We start from the raw sequence: 13,448 nt of genomic DNA, 5'->3' as shown, positions 1-13,448 counted from the left end.
TCGAGGCGGATCAGGATGTCGCCGGCCTTGACGCGGTCGCCCTCGCGCACCCGCAGCTCGCCGACCGTGCCGCCGGTCGGGTGCTGCACCTTCTTGACCTCACTCTCGACCACGAGCTTGCCGGCGGTGATCACCGCCCCGTCGATCTTCGTGAGGCTCGCCCAGCCGCCCACGCCCCCGACCAGGGCCAGAACGATCAGACCCGTCAGACGAACCTGCCGGCGGATCGCCGTGCGCGCTGCCGTGCCCGCACGGCGCCGCTCGTCGGCGGGAAGGATGGCGATGTTGGCTGGGATGACGGTGGGCATCGGGCGCTCCTGCGGCATAGGCATGAGGCCTGTCTTAGAGGGCCAGCCGCGAGGGTCCGTGACCCGCCTCACGCTGGCAAATGGACGCGCGAAAGCCCCCGCCGGGCAGACCCGGCGGGAGCATGGTTCGGGTCCGGTCGGACCGGCTTCGTCTCAGTAGAAGGAGATGTCGCCGTGCGGATCGCCGCCCTTGACCACGATGTCGTGGTAGCCGCTGTCGCTGGTCGAGTTGTAGGTCACGACGAAGTTGCCGTCCTTCTGCCAGATGCTGTACTGGCCTTCGCCCGGAGCCGAGGTGCCGCTCGCGTCGTAGGTGTACGAGCCCTTCAGGAAGATCTGGTCGGAATCGGTAAAGTCGGTGATGGTATCGGCCTTGCCCTGATAGACGTCGCCGGTGTCCTGCGTGTCGAAGTAGAAGTAGTCGGCGCTGCCGTCGTTGCCGCCGGAGAGCGTGTCGACGCCCTTGCCGCCGTACAGGTCGTCGAAGCTGGCGCCACCGTAGAGGTGGTCGTTGCCGTCGCCGCCCTTCAGGATGTCGTAGCCGTTCTCGCCGTAGAGGTAGTCGTTGCCGGCCCCGCCGTAGAGGGTGTCCTGGCCGTCGTAGCCGAGCAGCGTGTCGTTGCCGTTCTCACCGTAGAGGGTGTCGTTGCCGGTCCAGCCGTCGAGGGTGTCGTTGCCGTCCCAGCCGTACATCGTGTCGTTGCCGGCATCGCCGAAGCCGTAATCGTCGCTGTTGCCGTAGCCGATGAAGTCGATGTAGTCGTTGCCGACAGTGCCATACTTCGAAGCCATGATTCACTCCTTGGGTTATCTGATCGAGTTGTTGCCAAAATACTGCATTGTGTTTTGGTAACAACTTGGTTGCGAAAAGGATGATTGCAGACCGCCCAGATTGTTCCGGAGTTCACCGGTGCCTCAGCAGTCGAGGCGGTAAAAAGCATGGATCTTCGGCAGGTACTGTGATCCGCATCACAATGAAATCTTCGGTAGTCGCTGCGGCGGATCTGTCCCAATCGGCCGCATTCAGCAAAAAGCCCACCGGGATGTCCGGCGGGCGAAGTCTGTCCAGGAGAATGCGGCACGCGATCGGATCGGCGATCCGTTCAAATGCAGCGGGGCGGGAGCTAACCCGAGCAGACGTGTGGAACCGTGAGCCAGGTCACGGCGGCCACAGAGCGGAACGCCTGCTGAGGCACACTTCAATGAGCAGGATTACGGTCCACACCGCCCAATCGGGGCGCGCCGTCGCTGATTGGGTGTTACGGAACCGGCCGCCCTGGCTCGGCGCGTCAAAACGCAAGCGCTCCGCTGAGGGCCGTCTAGGACTCTTGCATGCTCCGTCTGACCATTCGCCCAAGGGCCGTGTAGGCGAGGGCCGCGACCGCCACCCCGAGTGGGACGAACGACACCCAGAGAACGACATCCCAGCCGTAGCTCGTCAGCAGGCTCCCGGAGGAGAATGACCCCACAGCCATCGTCCCGAATACGAGGAAGTCGTTGAGCGACTGAACCCGCGTCCGCTCCTCGGGACGGTGGCACTCCAGCACGAGGGCCGAGGCGCCCACGAAGCCGAAGTTCCAGCCGACGCCGAGCAGGATCAGGGTCAGCCAGAAGTGTGCCGCATCCACGCCGGCCAGCCCCACGGCAGCCGAGGCGGCAGTCAAGGCGAGCCCCATCGCCACCACGCGCGGCGCACCGAAGCGCGCGATCAGCCGCCCGGTGAAGTAGCTCGGGGCATACATCGCAATCACATGCCATTGCAGCCCGAGGTTCGCGTCCTCCTGCGGCAGGCCGCACAGGTGCATCGCCAAGGGGGCCGCCGTCATGAGGAAGTTCATCAACAGGTAGGAGACGACCCCGCAGATCACGGCGGTGATGAAGCGGGGCTGGCGCACAATCGCGCCGATCGGGCGTCCTCCGGACATCTCCTCGGCGGTCGGCATCGGAAGCCGGACGCCGAGCAGGACGAGAGCCGACATGGCGGCCACCGCGGCTTGGGCCAGGAAGGTGGCCGCGAACAGGTAGGGCGGCCACAGGTTCATCGTGTGGGTGACGAGCTGTGGGCCGATGACCCCGGCGAACACGCCGCCCGCCATGACTGCAGACAGCGCCCGCGGACGCCGTTCTGGCGCGACGCCATCGGCGGCCGCGAAGCGGAAGGAGAGGACGACGGCGGCGTAGACACCGCCGAAGAACGTCGCCGCGCAGAACAGCCAGAATGAGCCCAGCACGACGGCCAGCGCGGCCATCAGTCCAGTGAGCACCCCGCACCCTGTCCCCGTCAGGAATGCGGCGCGGCGGCCGTGCCGGCGGGCGATGGCGCCGGCCGGCAGGGTGCAGGCTGCCATGCCCACCACGAAGATGGAGATGGGTAGCGTCGCAAGCGCCTTGCTTGGCGCGAGCATGTTTCCGACGACCGCGCCGGTTGCGTAGATGACTGTCGAGTTCGCGCCAGCCAGCGCCTGCGCGACGGCCAGCCGCACAACATTGCCCATTCCGGATCGCGCCGGGAGAGCGGGCGCGAGTGCGGGCGCCGGGCTGGCTGCGGCATGTGACATAGGATCTCCAAGGCAGTGCGGAGCGGAACGTCAGGTCCGCCGTACATACCGGAGCGCCCTCTGTCCGTATTTCGGTGATCGGCCAATCGACGTAGAATTCCGGACAAAGTGGAGGGCGCCATGACATGGGAGACGATCGCGGCGCCGCCCGGAGTGGCTTCCCCTCAGCCCATGACCGTGCGAGCGCAGTCCATCCCGGCGCGCCACTACTTCCCGGACCACGACCATCGCTGGAACCAAGTGGTCTACGCGATCTCAGGAGTGCTGACGGTCGCCGTGGAAGGGCGCTCCTTTGTGATCTCGCCGGAACAGGCCGTGTGGCTGCCGACCGGCGTGCGGCATCGGGTTGGTTCGTTGCTCGGGGCAGAGTTTCGGAGCCTTTGGATCGCCAACGATGTCGGTCGCGGCCTTCCAGAGAGCCCGACCGTGTTCGGCGTCTCGCCGCTGCTGCAGGCTCTCATCATCGAGGCCGCCGAAATCGAGGGACAAGAGGACCATGATGGATACGCCGGCCGGGTCACCGATCTGATCCTCGATCAGCTCCGGCGTGCGCACCCCCTTCCGGGCGCATTGCCCTGGCCGCGTGGGGGATCTCTGGTGGCGCTGTGCGAAGCCCTTTACGCGGAGCCGGCTGACCCACGTGGCCCAGAAGCATGGGGCCGCGAACTCGGTATGTCGGGACGGACATTGGCCCGCCGCTTCGAGACAGAGGTGGGCATGAACTTGCGCTCCTGGCGACGCCGCTTGCGGATGTTCAAGGCGATCGAGCTGCTGGGCGGCGGCCTGGGCGTGACGCAGGCGGCGATGGAACTCGGCTACGGCTCGACGTCAGCTTTCGTGTACGCGTTTCGCACCGAGATGGGATGCAGTCCGCAAGTCTACATGCGCGGGCGTAGGCTGGAGCGGAGCACCCGCGCGCCGTCCTCGGCCAACGGTTCCTCGTCCTGAGCTGAACCGAAATTCGCTCACCTCATGCGGCCCCGCCGTTCCAATAGGGCTTGCCCCAATGGACCGTTCCAAACGCCGCAAAACGCTGTGACAGGAAAACGACGGGATGCTGTTGGCGAATTCGAGATTGCCGCTTCGACCGCGGCTCGAGGGCGCCCCTGTAGGGCTGAGCTGCGAGCGCAGGCTGCCCAATCCCAGAGTGTGGCGGCAACCTCGGCAGGTCCTGAGGCGAATTCGCCAACAGTGTCCGACGGTTTAGCAGACACTTAAACCTGTTAGGTTTGTGTGTCTGGAAATCAGAAGGGTTTGGCGGGACAGCCGTACAGCCGTGTCTAGTAGCCCCGCGCGAGCAGTGCCGAATGAGAGCGACCACTTCCAAGTGAGGCGGCCGAGCAGCCTCAGCTTCCGGCTGTTATTTTAATCGTTCTGGCTTCAGCTTGTTCAGCTCTGGGGATTGTTAATCGAAGTACGCCATTCGTCAGGTTAGCCTCGATCTTGTTGGCGTCGAAGTCCCCCGACAGCGTAAAGTCACACTCGAAATCACCAACCTGGTACTCTTGATAGATCGGGCTGTAACCCACGGGTGCATGCTCCTCAGCTTTGGCATGAACATTCAGGGCGCGCCTGTCGAGGGTAACCGTCAATCCCTCTGGCTTAACTCCCGGCACATCCGCCAGCAGCACCAGCCCCCGGTCCGTCTCGTAAATGTCAACCCGCGGCCTAAAAGTTCGGCCCGAACGCGTGCGCTCTGTCGCACCCTGCTCAGCGAACACTTTCTGCCCAGCCTGGTCCGATTGGTCCTGCTGTCCTGTAGTGCTGTGTGTCTTTTTAGCCATGAGAGCCTCGTACAGTTCGAAGTTGCGCTTCAACCTGCGTTTACGCGGATGCGCTTCGGCTTATCGTGCTCGGGACGCTGCAGGGACAAAGTCAGGACGCCGTCCCTCAGCTTTGCATCTACTTTGTCGGGATCGACCTGAAAGGGCAGCCCGAAGGTGCGAACGAAGCTGCCCCGACCACGCTCTGTGCGATGGTAAGCTCCGGCACCCTCCGGCTGGTCCTGGCGCTCTCCGCGCAAGGTTACCGTGTCACGGTGCACTGTGATCTCCAGGTTGTCCTGCTGCACACCGGGCAGTTCGGCTGTAATGACAATCCCGTCCTGATGAGCATAGACGTTGATTGCCGGGAAGCTGGCTCGCGGTGCAGCTGCGCTCTGCGCGAGCCTATTGACCTCCTCTTGGAGGAGGCGCATGTCCCGAAAGGGCCCACCGTACAGCATGCTCGTGGTCATGGGCGTGTCACTCCTTACCTTCTGAAACCAGCTTCTTCATGAGACTGCGTTCGCATAGGCATCCGCTTAGCCTCTACACTGAGTTGCATCGCTTGGACTCATCGGAGCAGTGCGGCTCGACCGATGCTCCTGGTGTCAACCGTGAGCTTAGGTGAAAATGTGCCTCCCAGAACCAATGAACAAGGCTGAACGGCACCAGTCCAGTCTCAGAGCTGGGCCTATCGCAAAGTTTTTCAGGCCGATGAGCGATGCGCACCCTCGCAATATGAGGGCAGCGACAGATCGGAGCTCTGTCAGGCAGCACGAGCAACGATCTGGATCAATGGATAGAAGCGAAAGCCAGTCGGGTCGGCGGATCGTCGGCTTCCGCACAGCAGCCATTACGCCTCAGCGAGTTTATAGCCGAGTTCGTCAACTGACGCCGACTGGCGCGCGAAAGCCGGTTGCCTGGGCAGGCGAGCTAAGCTCCCCGTCCTGCTTCAGCAGCCGGTCAACGCAGGGCGTGCGGTGGCATGGTCACGGGATGTCATTGATGATCACGCCACCGCGCCACCGCTGATGGCCACAGCGGCAGCACGAGCAGGCTAGCGGATGAGTGGGTGCCCACAATCGTGGGTCTCTACGCACCGAGCGCAGGCGGACACCATCGAGATCGGGGCGCTCGCCAGGGATCAGCCGAGCCTGCCCCAGCGCACGAAGGCGGCAATGGTGACGAGTGCGAAAATCGCGAGGCCGAACCGATACTGAAGGTAGAGGATCAGGGAGAGCGCGCTCAGCCACGCGACCAGGATGCCCAGCATGACCGCAGCCGCAACCGGGTTCATGCCTTGTCCGGCCGGGCCAACAAAAGCGCGGTGCGCACCATCGTGCGCTTGAACGCATCGCTGGTGTTCGGGTCGGCCAGCGCCCGCTTCGCCGGGCCGTACGCATCCACAGCCGCGGCAAGGTCCAGGCCGTAGCCCTCGCCCACCGGGAACACGCCCGTCTCGGCATCGGCCATGTAGGCGTCCACGGCCGCGTGCACGTCGGCGTCCAGCACAAGGGCCTGCTTGAAGAGATCACCGATGGTCGGGTCCGTTGCCATAGGGCAGAGCTTAGCACGCTGGCGCACTCGCTCCAGACGGGTAAGGAGTCGTTCACCGTTCGCGCCGAGCCTGACCTCAGCCGCCGCTGATCCGACCCCCCACAGTCGGCGGGCTGGCTCCATCGGCTGTCTGCGTGCCCCGCAGCAGCTGATGGGGTCTGTCGTCACGCTTGCAGGGCGTGGAACAGGCAGTAGCCGGTCGGCCGCATCGCCTCGCTGGCGGCCTCGGGCTGGAAGCCGGGCGGCGGCTCCTTCGTCGTTGCGACCCCGCCGAAGTCCCACCGATCAGGCAGGAAGGTGAGACACTCCAGGGATGGTCGAGGCCGCCAGATCCCGCTTGTGGTTGAGCCACCAAAGGTTCAATAGGGCGAAACTTCTGCGCAAATCGAGCACCGAGAAACCTTGCGACAGGCTCCGGTCAGCCATTGCAGGGCCATTCAGTGGCTGTCACGCCAGATCGCCGCTGCCTCCTGCAGCGCTTGGCAGCCTTGAGCGAGCGCCTCGTGCTCGTCGGGCAGAGAGTAGCAGGATTGCCGCACGATATGCTCGCGTTCCTGGATGAACCAACAGTAGCGGCTGGGGTCTTCCTTGCAGGATTGCACATGTAAGCGCAGGGGAGCGGATGTCTCGGCAACGGTCATGATGTCCTCTCATCAGGTGCGTCTGCGCCCAGTTCATTGGGCGGGAGATCGGGAAACGGCATCCAGTCGGTGAATGCGTGGCTGGGGTGACCCAGATCTGACAAGGCGACATGCCAGGGCCGCGCATCACCGTGGCGGCTCGGGTCCCAGCGAATGACAGCACGCCGATCCGGCTCGTGCCGATGGACCGCGATGATCCAGCGGCCGTCGTGCGGGGCGCGATCCATAGGCCTCCAGCTGGGCATGTCACGCTCCAACAATCGACCCGCGCGCATCACGCCGGGATCGGCACGCCGAACAGGGCAAGCATGCCCACCAGCATCACGCCTGCTACCATAAGCGTGGCAGCGCAGGCTTGAGCCATGTCGGAGTGGTTGTCGTTGGCAGCCCGGCATCGCAGGCCGTGCGGACGACGGCTCAGGACCGGATCGGAATAGGCGAGCTGGCCCACGGCAGAGCCGCAAGCCCCAGCGGGACACATGCTTGTTTCCTCCCTGCGCCTGTTTTGAGAAGCAGGCTTAGAGGCACCCTGAGTTGTGCGTCAAAGACCGTGCGGTAGTGTTCAGAGCGCTCGTGTCGCCTCGCCGGCCAGGAAGCGCGGCTCGTCCAAGAAACGGCCTGTGCGAATGAGACTGTCTCGATAGCCGGCTGTTTCTGAGACCGCCACTGGCTACGGGGCCTGCCCGCGCTGTCGCGGATTGGGCGTTATGGAGCCCTGTTCACTAAGGACCGGCGTGCACCGGGAGCTTCGGCGCAGCGCGTCAGTGCCTCCACGATGAGCTGCCGGTGCCAGTGGCCGGCCTCCAGTGTCTGCATCATCGTGCGCAGCAGGCTCTCCGCGAGGGCGGTGTCGAACCCCTTGGCTGTCATCTCCTCAATGCACAGGATCTGATCGGCTACGCGCCGCTGCCAGTCTGCCAGGAGCCGGTCAGCCCGGAGCAGATGCTCGAACTCCTGTTGCCAGTCCGGCTCGGTGCGCAAACTCGACAAAATGATCGGCGGGCTGATCCAAGTTAATTGTGCACCTGCTTGTGTGCAATCTATCTTACACTCGCGTCGGCTTCGTCGGCGCAAGTGCCAGCGGCTGGACGCGGCGCGTCCCCGTGCCGTTGCGTGAGTACCCATGAGTGTGACCGCCGACTACTCACTGACAGTGCTCCTGCGCAAGCTCGGGAGCATCGGCCCCCTCTCGCCGGAAGAGCGGCAGGCCATCGAGCGCCTGCCCGCCACGGTGCGGGTTCTCGAGCCGCGACAGGAGATCGTGCGCGAAGGGGAGCGGCCCTCGCACTGCTTCCTCGTCCTCGACGGCTGGGTCTGCAGCTACAAGATCATCAGCCAGGGCCGCCGGCAGATCTTCGCCTTCCATGTACCGGGCGATCTGCCCGATCTGCAAAGCCTGCACGTGCCGGTTCTGGACCACAGCTTCTGCACGCTCACGCACACGACGCTCGCCTTCGTCCCGCACGAGAGCCTGCGCGAGCTGACCGCGCGCTTTCCCAACATCGCAGCCCTGTTCTGGCGCGCCACGCTGATCGATGCCGGCATCTTCCGCGAGTGGATGCTGGGGCTCGGCCGCCGCACCGCTTCCGAGCACCTCGCCCACATGTTGTGCGAGCTGTACCTGAAGCTGCAGGCGGTGGGGCTGGCCCAGGAGCATCGCTACACGTTCCCGGTCACGCAGCAGGATCTCGGCGATGCAACGGGCTTGTCGAACGTGCACGTGAACCGAATGCTGCAGGACCTGCGACGCAGGGGCTGATCACGCTTCACAGCGGCAGGCTGGCCATCGAAGACTGGCCGGCTCTCGCGCGTCTTGCCGAGTTTGACCCGGCCTACCTGAACCTGGAGCAGGGCGGCGCATGAGAGAACGGCGGCAGCTGCGTCTTGCCTTGGGGCGAGCCGCCGCCGCACCATGCATCCGCCGGGCTCGTACCGGCCGACGGCAGCGAACGCGATGACCCACTTCTACACGCATCTTCGCACGGCAGAGGGTCTGGAGCGGGACGAGATCGGCACCGCGTACCCGAGCCTGGAGGCGGCCTACCTGGATGCCTGTGCGAGTATCCCGAAGCTGGCAGCCGAGCTGATCGCGGAGGGGCACGACCCGAGCGCCTGCAGCCTCGAGATCTGCGATGGGGCCGATCTGCTCCTGATAGAGGTGCCATTTCTGGAGCGGGTCAGGAGGGCGCAGAAGCCATCTCGTCCAGGGCCGCCGGCGATCTCGCCTGAGACACAGGTGCTGCTCGACCAGTTGGATCTGCTGACGCTGTCGATCCGGGACGAGACGGCGAAGCTGCGGGGCAACCTCGCGCAGGCGCGCGAGGAGGTGGCGAGCTTCCAGGTGCGGAACAGAAAGCCCAACTGGCTGCTCTGAGACGGATCTAAGCCGGGCATGGTCTGCAGACACCACACGCGGGTTGGGCGTTATCGAAGCTGCTGCCTTCTCTCCTCGGGCTGGATCGCACTGGCTCAGACGAACCGCACGTCATCGCATTTGAGCTTGAGCTGGCGCACCGTATCCCGAGATAAGGCGCCAACAAGATAGGCCCTCGTGCCCAGAACCGACATCGAGCGGACGGTCTCCAGTGCTTCCTCTGCGGTCGCCTTCATGACCGCGTAGGTTCTGCGCTCCTCGTGGCGCTGAATGACAGTGATCAGGAAGGCTCTGCAACGGGCGGCTTTAGGCATGAACCCTCATGCAATCGTCAGCGGTTCGAAAAATAGCGCCATAGCCGCCGCTCGACCTCCGCAATATGCGCCGCCCCGACAGGTGATCAGTGTTCCATGCCGCCCGCCTGGAGGTGCTGCTGGCGCTCACGCAGGTGGTCGAGCAGTTCGTCGAGAACGGAGAGCTTCATCTTCGGGTCCTCGGCGCTGTCCCCCCGGCTCAGCAGGTAAGTGAGGATGGCAAGCTGCACGCGGTGCTCGCGCTCGGCCTCCGCGATCATGAGGGCCAAGCGCTGCAACCTGTCTTGACCGGACACCACCATGGATCTGAACCGCCCTGTGACGAACAGAACGCGATCGACCCACTCAACGATGCAAGCGCCGGGCATCGCGGCGGCCTACCCGCCTTTGCCAGCGTTCCAATGGGGCTTGCTCCAATGGACCGTTCCAAACGGCGCAAAACGCCATGCCTGGAAAACGACGGTTTTCCAGGCACTTAAACCTGTTAGGTTTGGGTGTCTGGAAATCAAAATGCCGTGCGATCCCGGCCCATTCGCACGGATTGAGCGTTATGGAGCCGCCCAGCTCACGCAGGGCCGTTTATGGGAAACGGACGCTTCGAGATGCAGGAGACCTCGGAGGCGGGGGCACCAACCGCAACACCGCGACCTTGGGAGAACACGGGCGCGGCCGGTGCCTGCCACCCTGTGTCGCTTCAGGGCGCACGAGGATGCTGTGTGCCGCGGCCGGGACTGGCAAGCCGTAGGAACCGGACGCCTCAAGGTGCAGCCGAAGCGAGCCGCATGAGGGTCCCTCGGTGTACGGTCCCGGCATATGCTGTCGTTGCTCGCGCCATTCTTCCAGAGTTTGGAGCTCTCAAGCCCAGCCCACGCCAGATTGGCTCTGCCGATCAAGTGAGAGCCGAAGTGGCAGACGTAAGAATGTGCGGAGGCCACGAGAATATCACGCCCCAAACATTGCTGTGGCTCTGCAGATCCGTACTATTGTGTACGCCATCTTACTGGCAAAAAACTAACTTAGAGTGTTGATTCTGCGCATGACCTAAGTAGAGTCCCGTCTCAGTGAAGTCAGGAGCTGCGAGATGCGTGCGCTAAGCTTGTGCGCCGCAGCCTTCGTGCTGGCTGCTGGTGCGTTCTGGGCAACGATCCTCACCGATCCACCGACCTCTCACGCTGCGGTCGCACCGCCGTCGAGCCACGCCGACAGAGCCGCACCGGATCATTGCGGCGCCTTCGGCATCTGCCCGTAGCCAGCCTCTGCCGTCCGGAAGGGGGCACTTGTCATGACCACGCCGCCAGGTCAGCTGCACGCACTTGCGGAAGTGGACCACTGCCTTGAGGAGGGCGCCGCTCTCCTCGCACAGGCCGAGGAGCGCGTGCGCGCGATCAGCCAAGCCGCTGCCTCTGAGGGGCACCGGCTGATGAGCGCGCACATCATCCTCAAGGCGATGCGGCGTACCCTGCAGCTGATGCAGGATCATCGCGCCGCTCTGGCCCGGCAGGTCGCAGCCCCGCCTGTTGCCCCGGCTCAATCACGGTCAAGCCGCTGGTGGCTGCTTCCGGTTCGCCGGCCTGCCTACCAGTCGAAAACCCTGTGAGGCGTGTCCTCTGAGCTGCTGAGGAGTTCGTCCCGATGGCCCTTCTCGTCGTTGCCGTGCTGTTCCTCCTGGTGGCCCTGGTGCTTGTCGAGCCGAGCCGTGCCGACCGCCTCACGAGCCTGGACGACAGGTTGGACCCGTTCCGCGACATCATCGAGCATTAGCCGGCCTCATCGCTCGGCACCGTGGCTTGAGGGCCGTTCCCGCGCGAGGTCTGCCCTGCGCGTGAGTACGTGTAGTTCGCCCAGCCATCGCGCCTGCCTTCGCGGATTGGGCGTTATGGAGCATGCCATCCAGTAGGTTCGGGCATGAGCCAGTACTCAGCCCATACCCGAAGCTGCAGGACAGATGTCCGCTCAGGCGTTCAGCATGCCATCGGTCGGCACGTGCACGATGAAGCCCGGGCCCTCGTCGATCCAGCCGGGACCTGCTGCGCCCTGTTTGATGCCGTTTGTTTCGCTGGCGCTGGCCGAGTAGTGGTGCAGCCCCGTGTTCGTGTTGAAGAACCGCTCCAGCGTCAGCGCTCCGGAGCCCGCAGCACTCGCATTTGCGTAGGCCTCAAACGCTACCCCCTCAAAGTGATAGTTGGGCTGTGTCTGGATGACGAAGTCGCGTTCGGCGACGCTGGTAGTGAAGAAGTGGCTGTTGTGAGTGCTGTCAAAGAAGCGGAACACGTCGATGGTGCCAGCCCCCTTGTCCGGAGTATCCCACTGTGCACCCTCATAGTGGTACGTAGGCAGCGTCTTCAGAATAACATCCTTCTCGGCTGCGCTCGTTGTGTAGAAATGGTCCTGCGTTGCGGAGTCGAAAAAACGGTACACTGGGTTCAGATGCTCAGGCGGGGTCGCGATATCATTGTCTTTGACGTGGCCGATAGCCGTCTTAGCCGCTGGGTCAATTGCGCCGACAACTGTACCTGTTAAGGTGACGGTCACGTCCGGATTGGGCCCAAAGGTTGTGTTGTCCTGGGTCTGCACCTCGAGAGTGCCAGTGGTCTGGCCGGCCTTGACCGTGACGTTGCCGTGGTCGGTGGTAATCGTGACATCTTGGCTGACTGCGTTGGTGCCCTTGACCGTGAAAATAAGCTTGCTGCCCTCGAACACGTCGGCCGCGTTGGCAATGGAGTAGACTGGCGGATGCAGCGCATCCCATTGCGCCTGCAACTTCGCGAAGTCTCCGGGACTGATCGTGTCTATGGTCGGGAAAAAGTTCAGCGAGAAGCTATCGTCGCTGTTTGCCTGGTCGCGCTCATGCAGGGTGAAGGGACCGATGCTGGCGGTGGTGCCGGCCGCGACGATGCCGGTTAGATCAATCTTGTCGGGTGCTCCCGGGGTGCCTGCACCAGAGAAGGTTCCGGAGCTAGCCTTTAGACTACCATAGCTCGTCCCGACACCGTGGAAGTGAGCGTAGAGAGGGTGGGATATATTGGGGGTATTCTCTGAGTCCGACTGCAGGTCTCCGAGATAGATCAGGAACGGTTCACCGGTGCTGGTCCCCAACGGCACTCCTAGATCGTTGACAATGTTGATGGCGATTTGTCCGCGCAAGCCGTTGCCTTGGTCGTTGTTCTCGCCGCCTCCGACCAGATCTTTGAATTCGATAGATGCAATCCCATGCGCGAGAGTCGGCCCGAACACCGCTGAAAGATCGTACTTGTAGTTAAAAGTAAGGACAGGATGTGCGGCGTCGAGGAAGTAGGGCCCAGTCGTCACACCGCTCTGCGAGAGTGTAACTCCGTCAGGAAGGGTTACTTGCCAATTACTACCATTCTGGCCGTTGATCGTTGCTGTCGTAACCATAGCCTTGCCTCCTCGCCCCCCTCTGAGCCATGGTTATAGACGAGGCTAAAATCGTCCAGAGCCGAAACCGAACCGATACACTATTTATTTCACTCTACAGGCTATCGCCACTTCGGACGACATTTCAGCGGGCAAGTTTTGAGAGCGCCCTCGGTCCGATGCGGCTTGCTCATATGGACCGTTCCAGGCCCACTGGACACCCGTTCGAGCTGGATGTCTCTGTGGTTTGGAGTAGGCCTGCGCGGCGCCCCCGGGAGCTTACTTACTGGAACCTGCGTGTGCCCTGCACTGGCGCGCACGCCTATCCACTACGTGACCAAACACCTGCAGCAGGGCATCGAGAGCGACCACTTCCGGCTGAAGAAGAACATGCCGCGGGTCGGCAGCTTCCGGTCGTTCAGCACGGCGCGGCGCACCATCCAGGGCTTCGAGGCCATGCTGTGGCTGCGCAAGGGCTTCGGGTTTGCCGGCGACGTGCACCAGCGAGATCCCGATCAGGTCAGCCAAGTCCGGTTGGCTGACCTGAACTCGAAGCCG

Annotated in this window: 17 protein-coding genes and 2 pseudogenes; 6 read left to right on the top strand and 13 right to left on the bottom strand. The window is 63.5% G+C overall.

Features of this window, described 5'->3' with window-relative positions:
- From WDW90_RS24215 to WDW90_RS24205, 3 genes and pseudogenes are all read right to left on the bottom strand, one after another.
- Positions 1 to 308 (bottom strand): annotated as a pseudogene (locus WDW90_RS24215) (biotin/lipoyl-binding protein); the annotation flags it as partial.
- A gap of 153 nt (positions 309 to 461) precedes the next feature.
- The gene (locus tag WDW90_RS24210; RefSeq protein ID WP_336490034.1) at positions 462 to 1,100 is read right to left on the bottom strand and encodes a calcium-binding protein; all 639 of its coding nucleotides are present in this window, start codon (positions 1,098 to 1,100) and stop codon (positions 462 to 464) included.
- 527 nt (positions 1,101 to 1,627) lie between these two features.
- A complete protein-coding gene (locus WDW90_RS24205) occupies positions 1,628 to 2,866 on the bottom strand; it encodes an MFS transporter (protein WP_336490033.1) in 1,239 nt (412 codons plus the stop codon).
- Positions 2,867 to 2,986: 120 nt separating this feature from the next.
- On the opposite strand from WDW90_RS24205, the gene WDW90_RS24200 reads away from it, so the two are divergent.
- Entirely contained in the window at positions 2,987 to 3,814 is an 828-nt protein-coding gene (locus WDW90_RS24200) for an AraC family transcriptional regulator (protein WP_336490031.1), read from the top strand.
- Between the two features lie 398 nt (positions 3,815 to 4,212).
- Here WDW90_RS24200 and WDW90_RS24195 read toward each other — a convergent pair whose 3' ends face one another.
- The 7 genes from WDW90_RS24195 to WDW90_RS24165 all read right to left on the bottom strand — a co-directional run bounded on the left by WDW90_RS24195 (position 4,213) and on the right by WDW90_RS24165 (position 7,808).
- Positions 4,213 to 4,650: an Hsp20/alpha crystallin family protein gene (locus WDW90_RS24195; RefSeq protein WP_336490029.1), complete on the bottom strand. Its 438-nt coding sequence runs from the start codon at positions 4,648 to 4,650 to the stop codon at positions 4,213 to 4,215.
- Positions 4,651 to 4,679: 29 nt separating this feature from the next.
- Positions 4,680 to 5,102: an Hsp20/alpha crystallin family protein gene (locus WDW90_RS24190; RefSeq protein ID WP_336490028.1), complete on the bottom strand. Its 423-nt coding sequence runs from the start codon at positions 5,100 to 5,102 to the stop codon at positions 4,680 to 4,682.
- Between the two features lie 671 nt (positions 5,103 to 5,773).
- Positions 5,774 to 5,926, bottom strand: a complete 153-nt coding sequence (locus WDW90_RS24185; protein ID WP_336490027.1) for a hypothetical protein — start codon at positions 5,924 to 5,926, stop codon at positions 5,774 to 5,776.
- Positions 5,923 to 6,186: a hypothetical protein gene (locus WDW90_RS24180; protein ID WP_336490026.1), complete on the bottom strand. Its 264-nt coding sequence runs from the start codon at positions 6,184 to 6,186 to the stop codon at positions 5,923 to 5,925. Before WDW90_RS24180 ends, WDW90_RS24185 begins: the two co-directional genes overlap by 4 nt.
- 437 nt (positions 6,187 to 6,623) lie before the next feature.
- The gene (locus WDW90_RS24175) at positions 6,624 to 6,827 is read right to left on the bottom strand and encodes a hypothetical protein (RefSeq protein ID WP_336490025.1); all 204 of its coding nucleotides are present in this window, start codon (positions 6,825 to 6,827) and stop codon (positions 6,624 to 6,626) included.
- Between the two features lie 274 nt (positions 6,828 to 7,101).
- A complete protein-coding gene (locus WDW90_RS24170) occupies positions 7,102 to 7,308 on the bottom strand; it encodes a hypothetical protein (protein WP_336490024.1) in 207 nt (68 codons plus the stop codon).
- Between the two features lie 224 nt (positions 7,309 to 7,532).
- Entirely contained in the window at positions 7,533 to 7,808 is a 276-nt protein-coding gene (locus WDW90_RS24165) for a C2 domain-containing protein (RefSeq protein WP_336490022.1), read from the bottom strand.
- 142 nt (positions 7,809 to 7,950) lie between these two features.
- Between WDW90_RS24165 and WDW90_RS24160 the strand changes: the two genes are divergently transcribed.
- Both WDW90_RS24160 and WDW90_RS24155 read left to right on the top strand, forming a co-directional pair.
- Positions 7,951 to 8,586 carry a Crp/Fnr family transcriptional regulator gene (locus tag WDW90_RS24160; RefSeq protein WP_336490021.1) on the top strand — a complete coding sequence of 212 codons (636 nt, stop codon included), beginning with the start codon at positions 7,951 to 7,953 and terminating at the stop codon, positions 8,584 to 8,586.
- A gap of 195 nt (positions 8,587 to 8,781) precedes the next feature.
- Positions 8,782 to 9,201, top strand: coding sequence for a DUF6894 family protein (locus WDW90_RS24155; RefSeq protein ID WP_336490020.1), 420 nt, complete (start codon positions 8,782 to 8,784; stop codon positions 9,199 to 9,201).
- 95 nt (positions 9,202 to 9,296) lie between these two features.
- Here the strand turns inward: WDW90_RS24155 and WDW90_RS24150 are convergent, their stop codons facing one another.
- Both WDW90_RS24150 and WDW90_RS24145 read right to left on the bottom strand, forming a co-directional pair.
- Positions 9,297 to 9,515 carry a hypothetical protein gene (locus WDW90_RS24150; RefSeq protein ID WP_336490019.1) on the bottom strand — a complete coding sequence of 73 codons (219 nt, stop codon included), beginning with the start codon at positions 9,513 to 9,515 and terminating at the stop codon, positions 9,297 to 9,299.
- 86 nt (positions 9,516 to 9,601) lie between these two features.
- Positions 9,602 to 9,784 carry a hypothetical protein gene (locus WDW90_RS24145; protein WP_336490018.1) on the bottom strand — a complete coding sequence of 61 codons (183 nt, stop codon included), beginning with the start codon at positions 9,782 to 9,784 and terminating at the stop codon, positions 9,602 to 9,604.
- 1,013 nt (positions 9,785 to 10,797) lie between these two features.
- Here WDW90_RS24145 and WDW90_RS24140 point away from each other — a divergent pair.
- Both WDW90_RS24140 and WDW90_RS24135 read left to right on the top strand, forming a co-directional pair.
- The gene (locus WDW90_RS24140; RefSeq protein ID WP_336490017.1) at positions 10,798 to 11,112 is read left to right on the top strand and encodes a hypothetical protein; all 315 of its coding nucleotides are present in this window, start codon (positions 10,798 to 10,800) and stop codon (positions 11,110 to 11,112) included.
- A gap of 35 nt (positions 11,113 to 11,147) precedes the next feature.
- On the top strand, positions 11,148 to 11,276 hold the full coding sequence (locus WDW90_RS24135) for a hypothetical protein (protein WP_336490016.1): 129 nt from the start codon (positions 11,148 to 11,150) through the stop codon (positions 11,274 to 11,276).
- A gap of 192 nt (positions 11,277 to 11,468) precedes the next feature.
- Here the strand turns inward: WDW90_RS24135 and WDW90_RS24130 are convergent, their stop codons facing one another.
- Positions 11,469 to 12,911 carry an immunoglobulin-like domain-containing protein gene (locus WDW90_RS24130; RefSeq protein WP_336490015.1) on the bottom strand — a complete coding sequence of 481 codons (1,443 nt, stop codon included), beginning with the start codon at positions 12,909 to 12,911 and terminating at the stop codon, positions 11,469 to 11,471.
- Between the two features lie 288 nt (positions 12,912 to 13,199).
- Between WDW90_RS24130 and WDW90_RS24125 the strand changes: the two are divergent.
- Positions 13,200 to 13,382, top strand: a pseudogene (locus WDW90_RS24125) (DDE-type integrase/transposase/recombinase); the annotation flags it as partial.
- Positions 13,383 to 13,448 lie beyond the last annotated feature (66 nt).

This window comes from Methylobacterium nigriterrae, assembly GCF_037106235.1.
Taxonomy (GTDB): domain Bacteria; phylum Pseudomonadota; class Alphaproteobacteria; order Rhizobiales; family Beijerinckiaceae; genus Methylobacterium; species Methylobacterium nigriterrae.
Note: the sequence above shows the minus strand (reverse complement) of the source record. Positions and strands in the feature narration are given on the sequence as shown.

Coding starts and splice junctions, on each gene's coding strand:
- WDW90_RS24210 (WP_336490034.1), bottom strand. CDS start 1,100: ATGGCTTCGAAGTATGGCACTGTCGGCAACGACTACATCGACTTCATC.
- WDW90_RS24205 (WP_336490033.1), bottom strand. CDS start 2,866: ATGTCACATGCCGCAGCCAGCCCGGCGCCCGCACTCGCGCCCGCTCTC.
- WDW90_RS24200 (WP_336490031.1), top strand. CDS start 2,987: ATGACATGGGAGACGATCGCGGCGCCGCCCGGAGTGGCTTCCCCTCAG.
- WDW90_RS24195 (WP_336490029.1), bottom strand. CDS start 4,650: ATGGCTAAAAAGACACACAGCACTACAGGACAGCAGGACCAATCGGAC.
- WDW90_RS24190 (WP_336490028.1), bottom strand. CDS start 5,102: ATGACCACGAGCATGCTGTACGGTGGGCCCTTTCGGGACATGCGCCTC.
- WDW90_RS24185 (WP_336490027.1), bottom strand. CDS start 5,926: ATGAACCCGGTTGCGGCTGCGGTCATGCTGGGCATCCTGGTCGCGTGG.
- WDW90_RS24180 (WP_336490026.1), bottom strand. CDS start 6,186: ATGGCAACGGACCCGACCATCGGTGATCTCTTCAAGCAGGCCCTTGTG.
- WDW90_RS24175 (WP_336490025.1), bottom strand. CDS start 6,827: ATGACCGTTGCCGAGACATCCGCTCCCCTGCGCTTACATGTGCAATCC.
- WDW90_RS24170 (WP_336490024.1), bottom strand. CDS start 7,308: ATGTGTCCCGCTGGGGCTTGCGGCTCTGCCGTGGGCCAGCTCGCCTAT.
- WDW90_RS24160 (WP_336490021.1), top strand. CDS start 7,951: ATGAGTGTGACCGCCGACTACTCACTGACAGTGCTCCTGCGCAAGCTC.
- WDW90_RS24155 (WP_336490020.1), top strand. CDS start 8,782: ATGACCCACTTCTACACGCATCTTCGCACGGCAGAGGGTCTGGAGCGG.
- WDW90_RS24150 (WP_336490019.1), bottom strand. CDS start 9,515: ATGCCTAAAGCCGCCCGTTGCAGAGCCTTCCTGATCACTGTCATTCAG.
- WDW90_RS24140 (WP_336490017.1), top strand. CDS start 10,798: ATGACCACGCCGCCAGGTCAGCTGCACGCACTTGCGGAAGTGGACCAC.
- WDW90_RS24135 (WP_336490016.1), top strand. CDS start 11,148: ATGGCCCTTCTCGTCGTTGCCGTGCTGTTCCTCCTGGTGGCCCTGGTG.
- WDW90_RS24130 (WP_336490015.1), bottom strand. CDS start 12,911: ATGGTTACGACAGCAACGATCAACGGCCAGAATGGTAGTAATTGGCAA.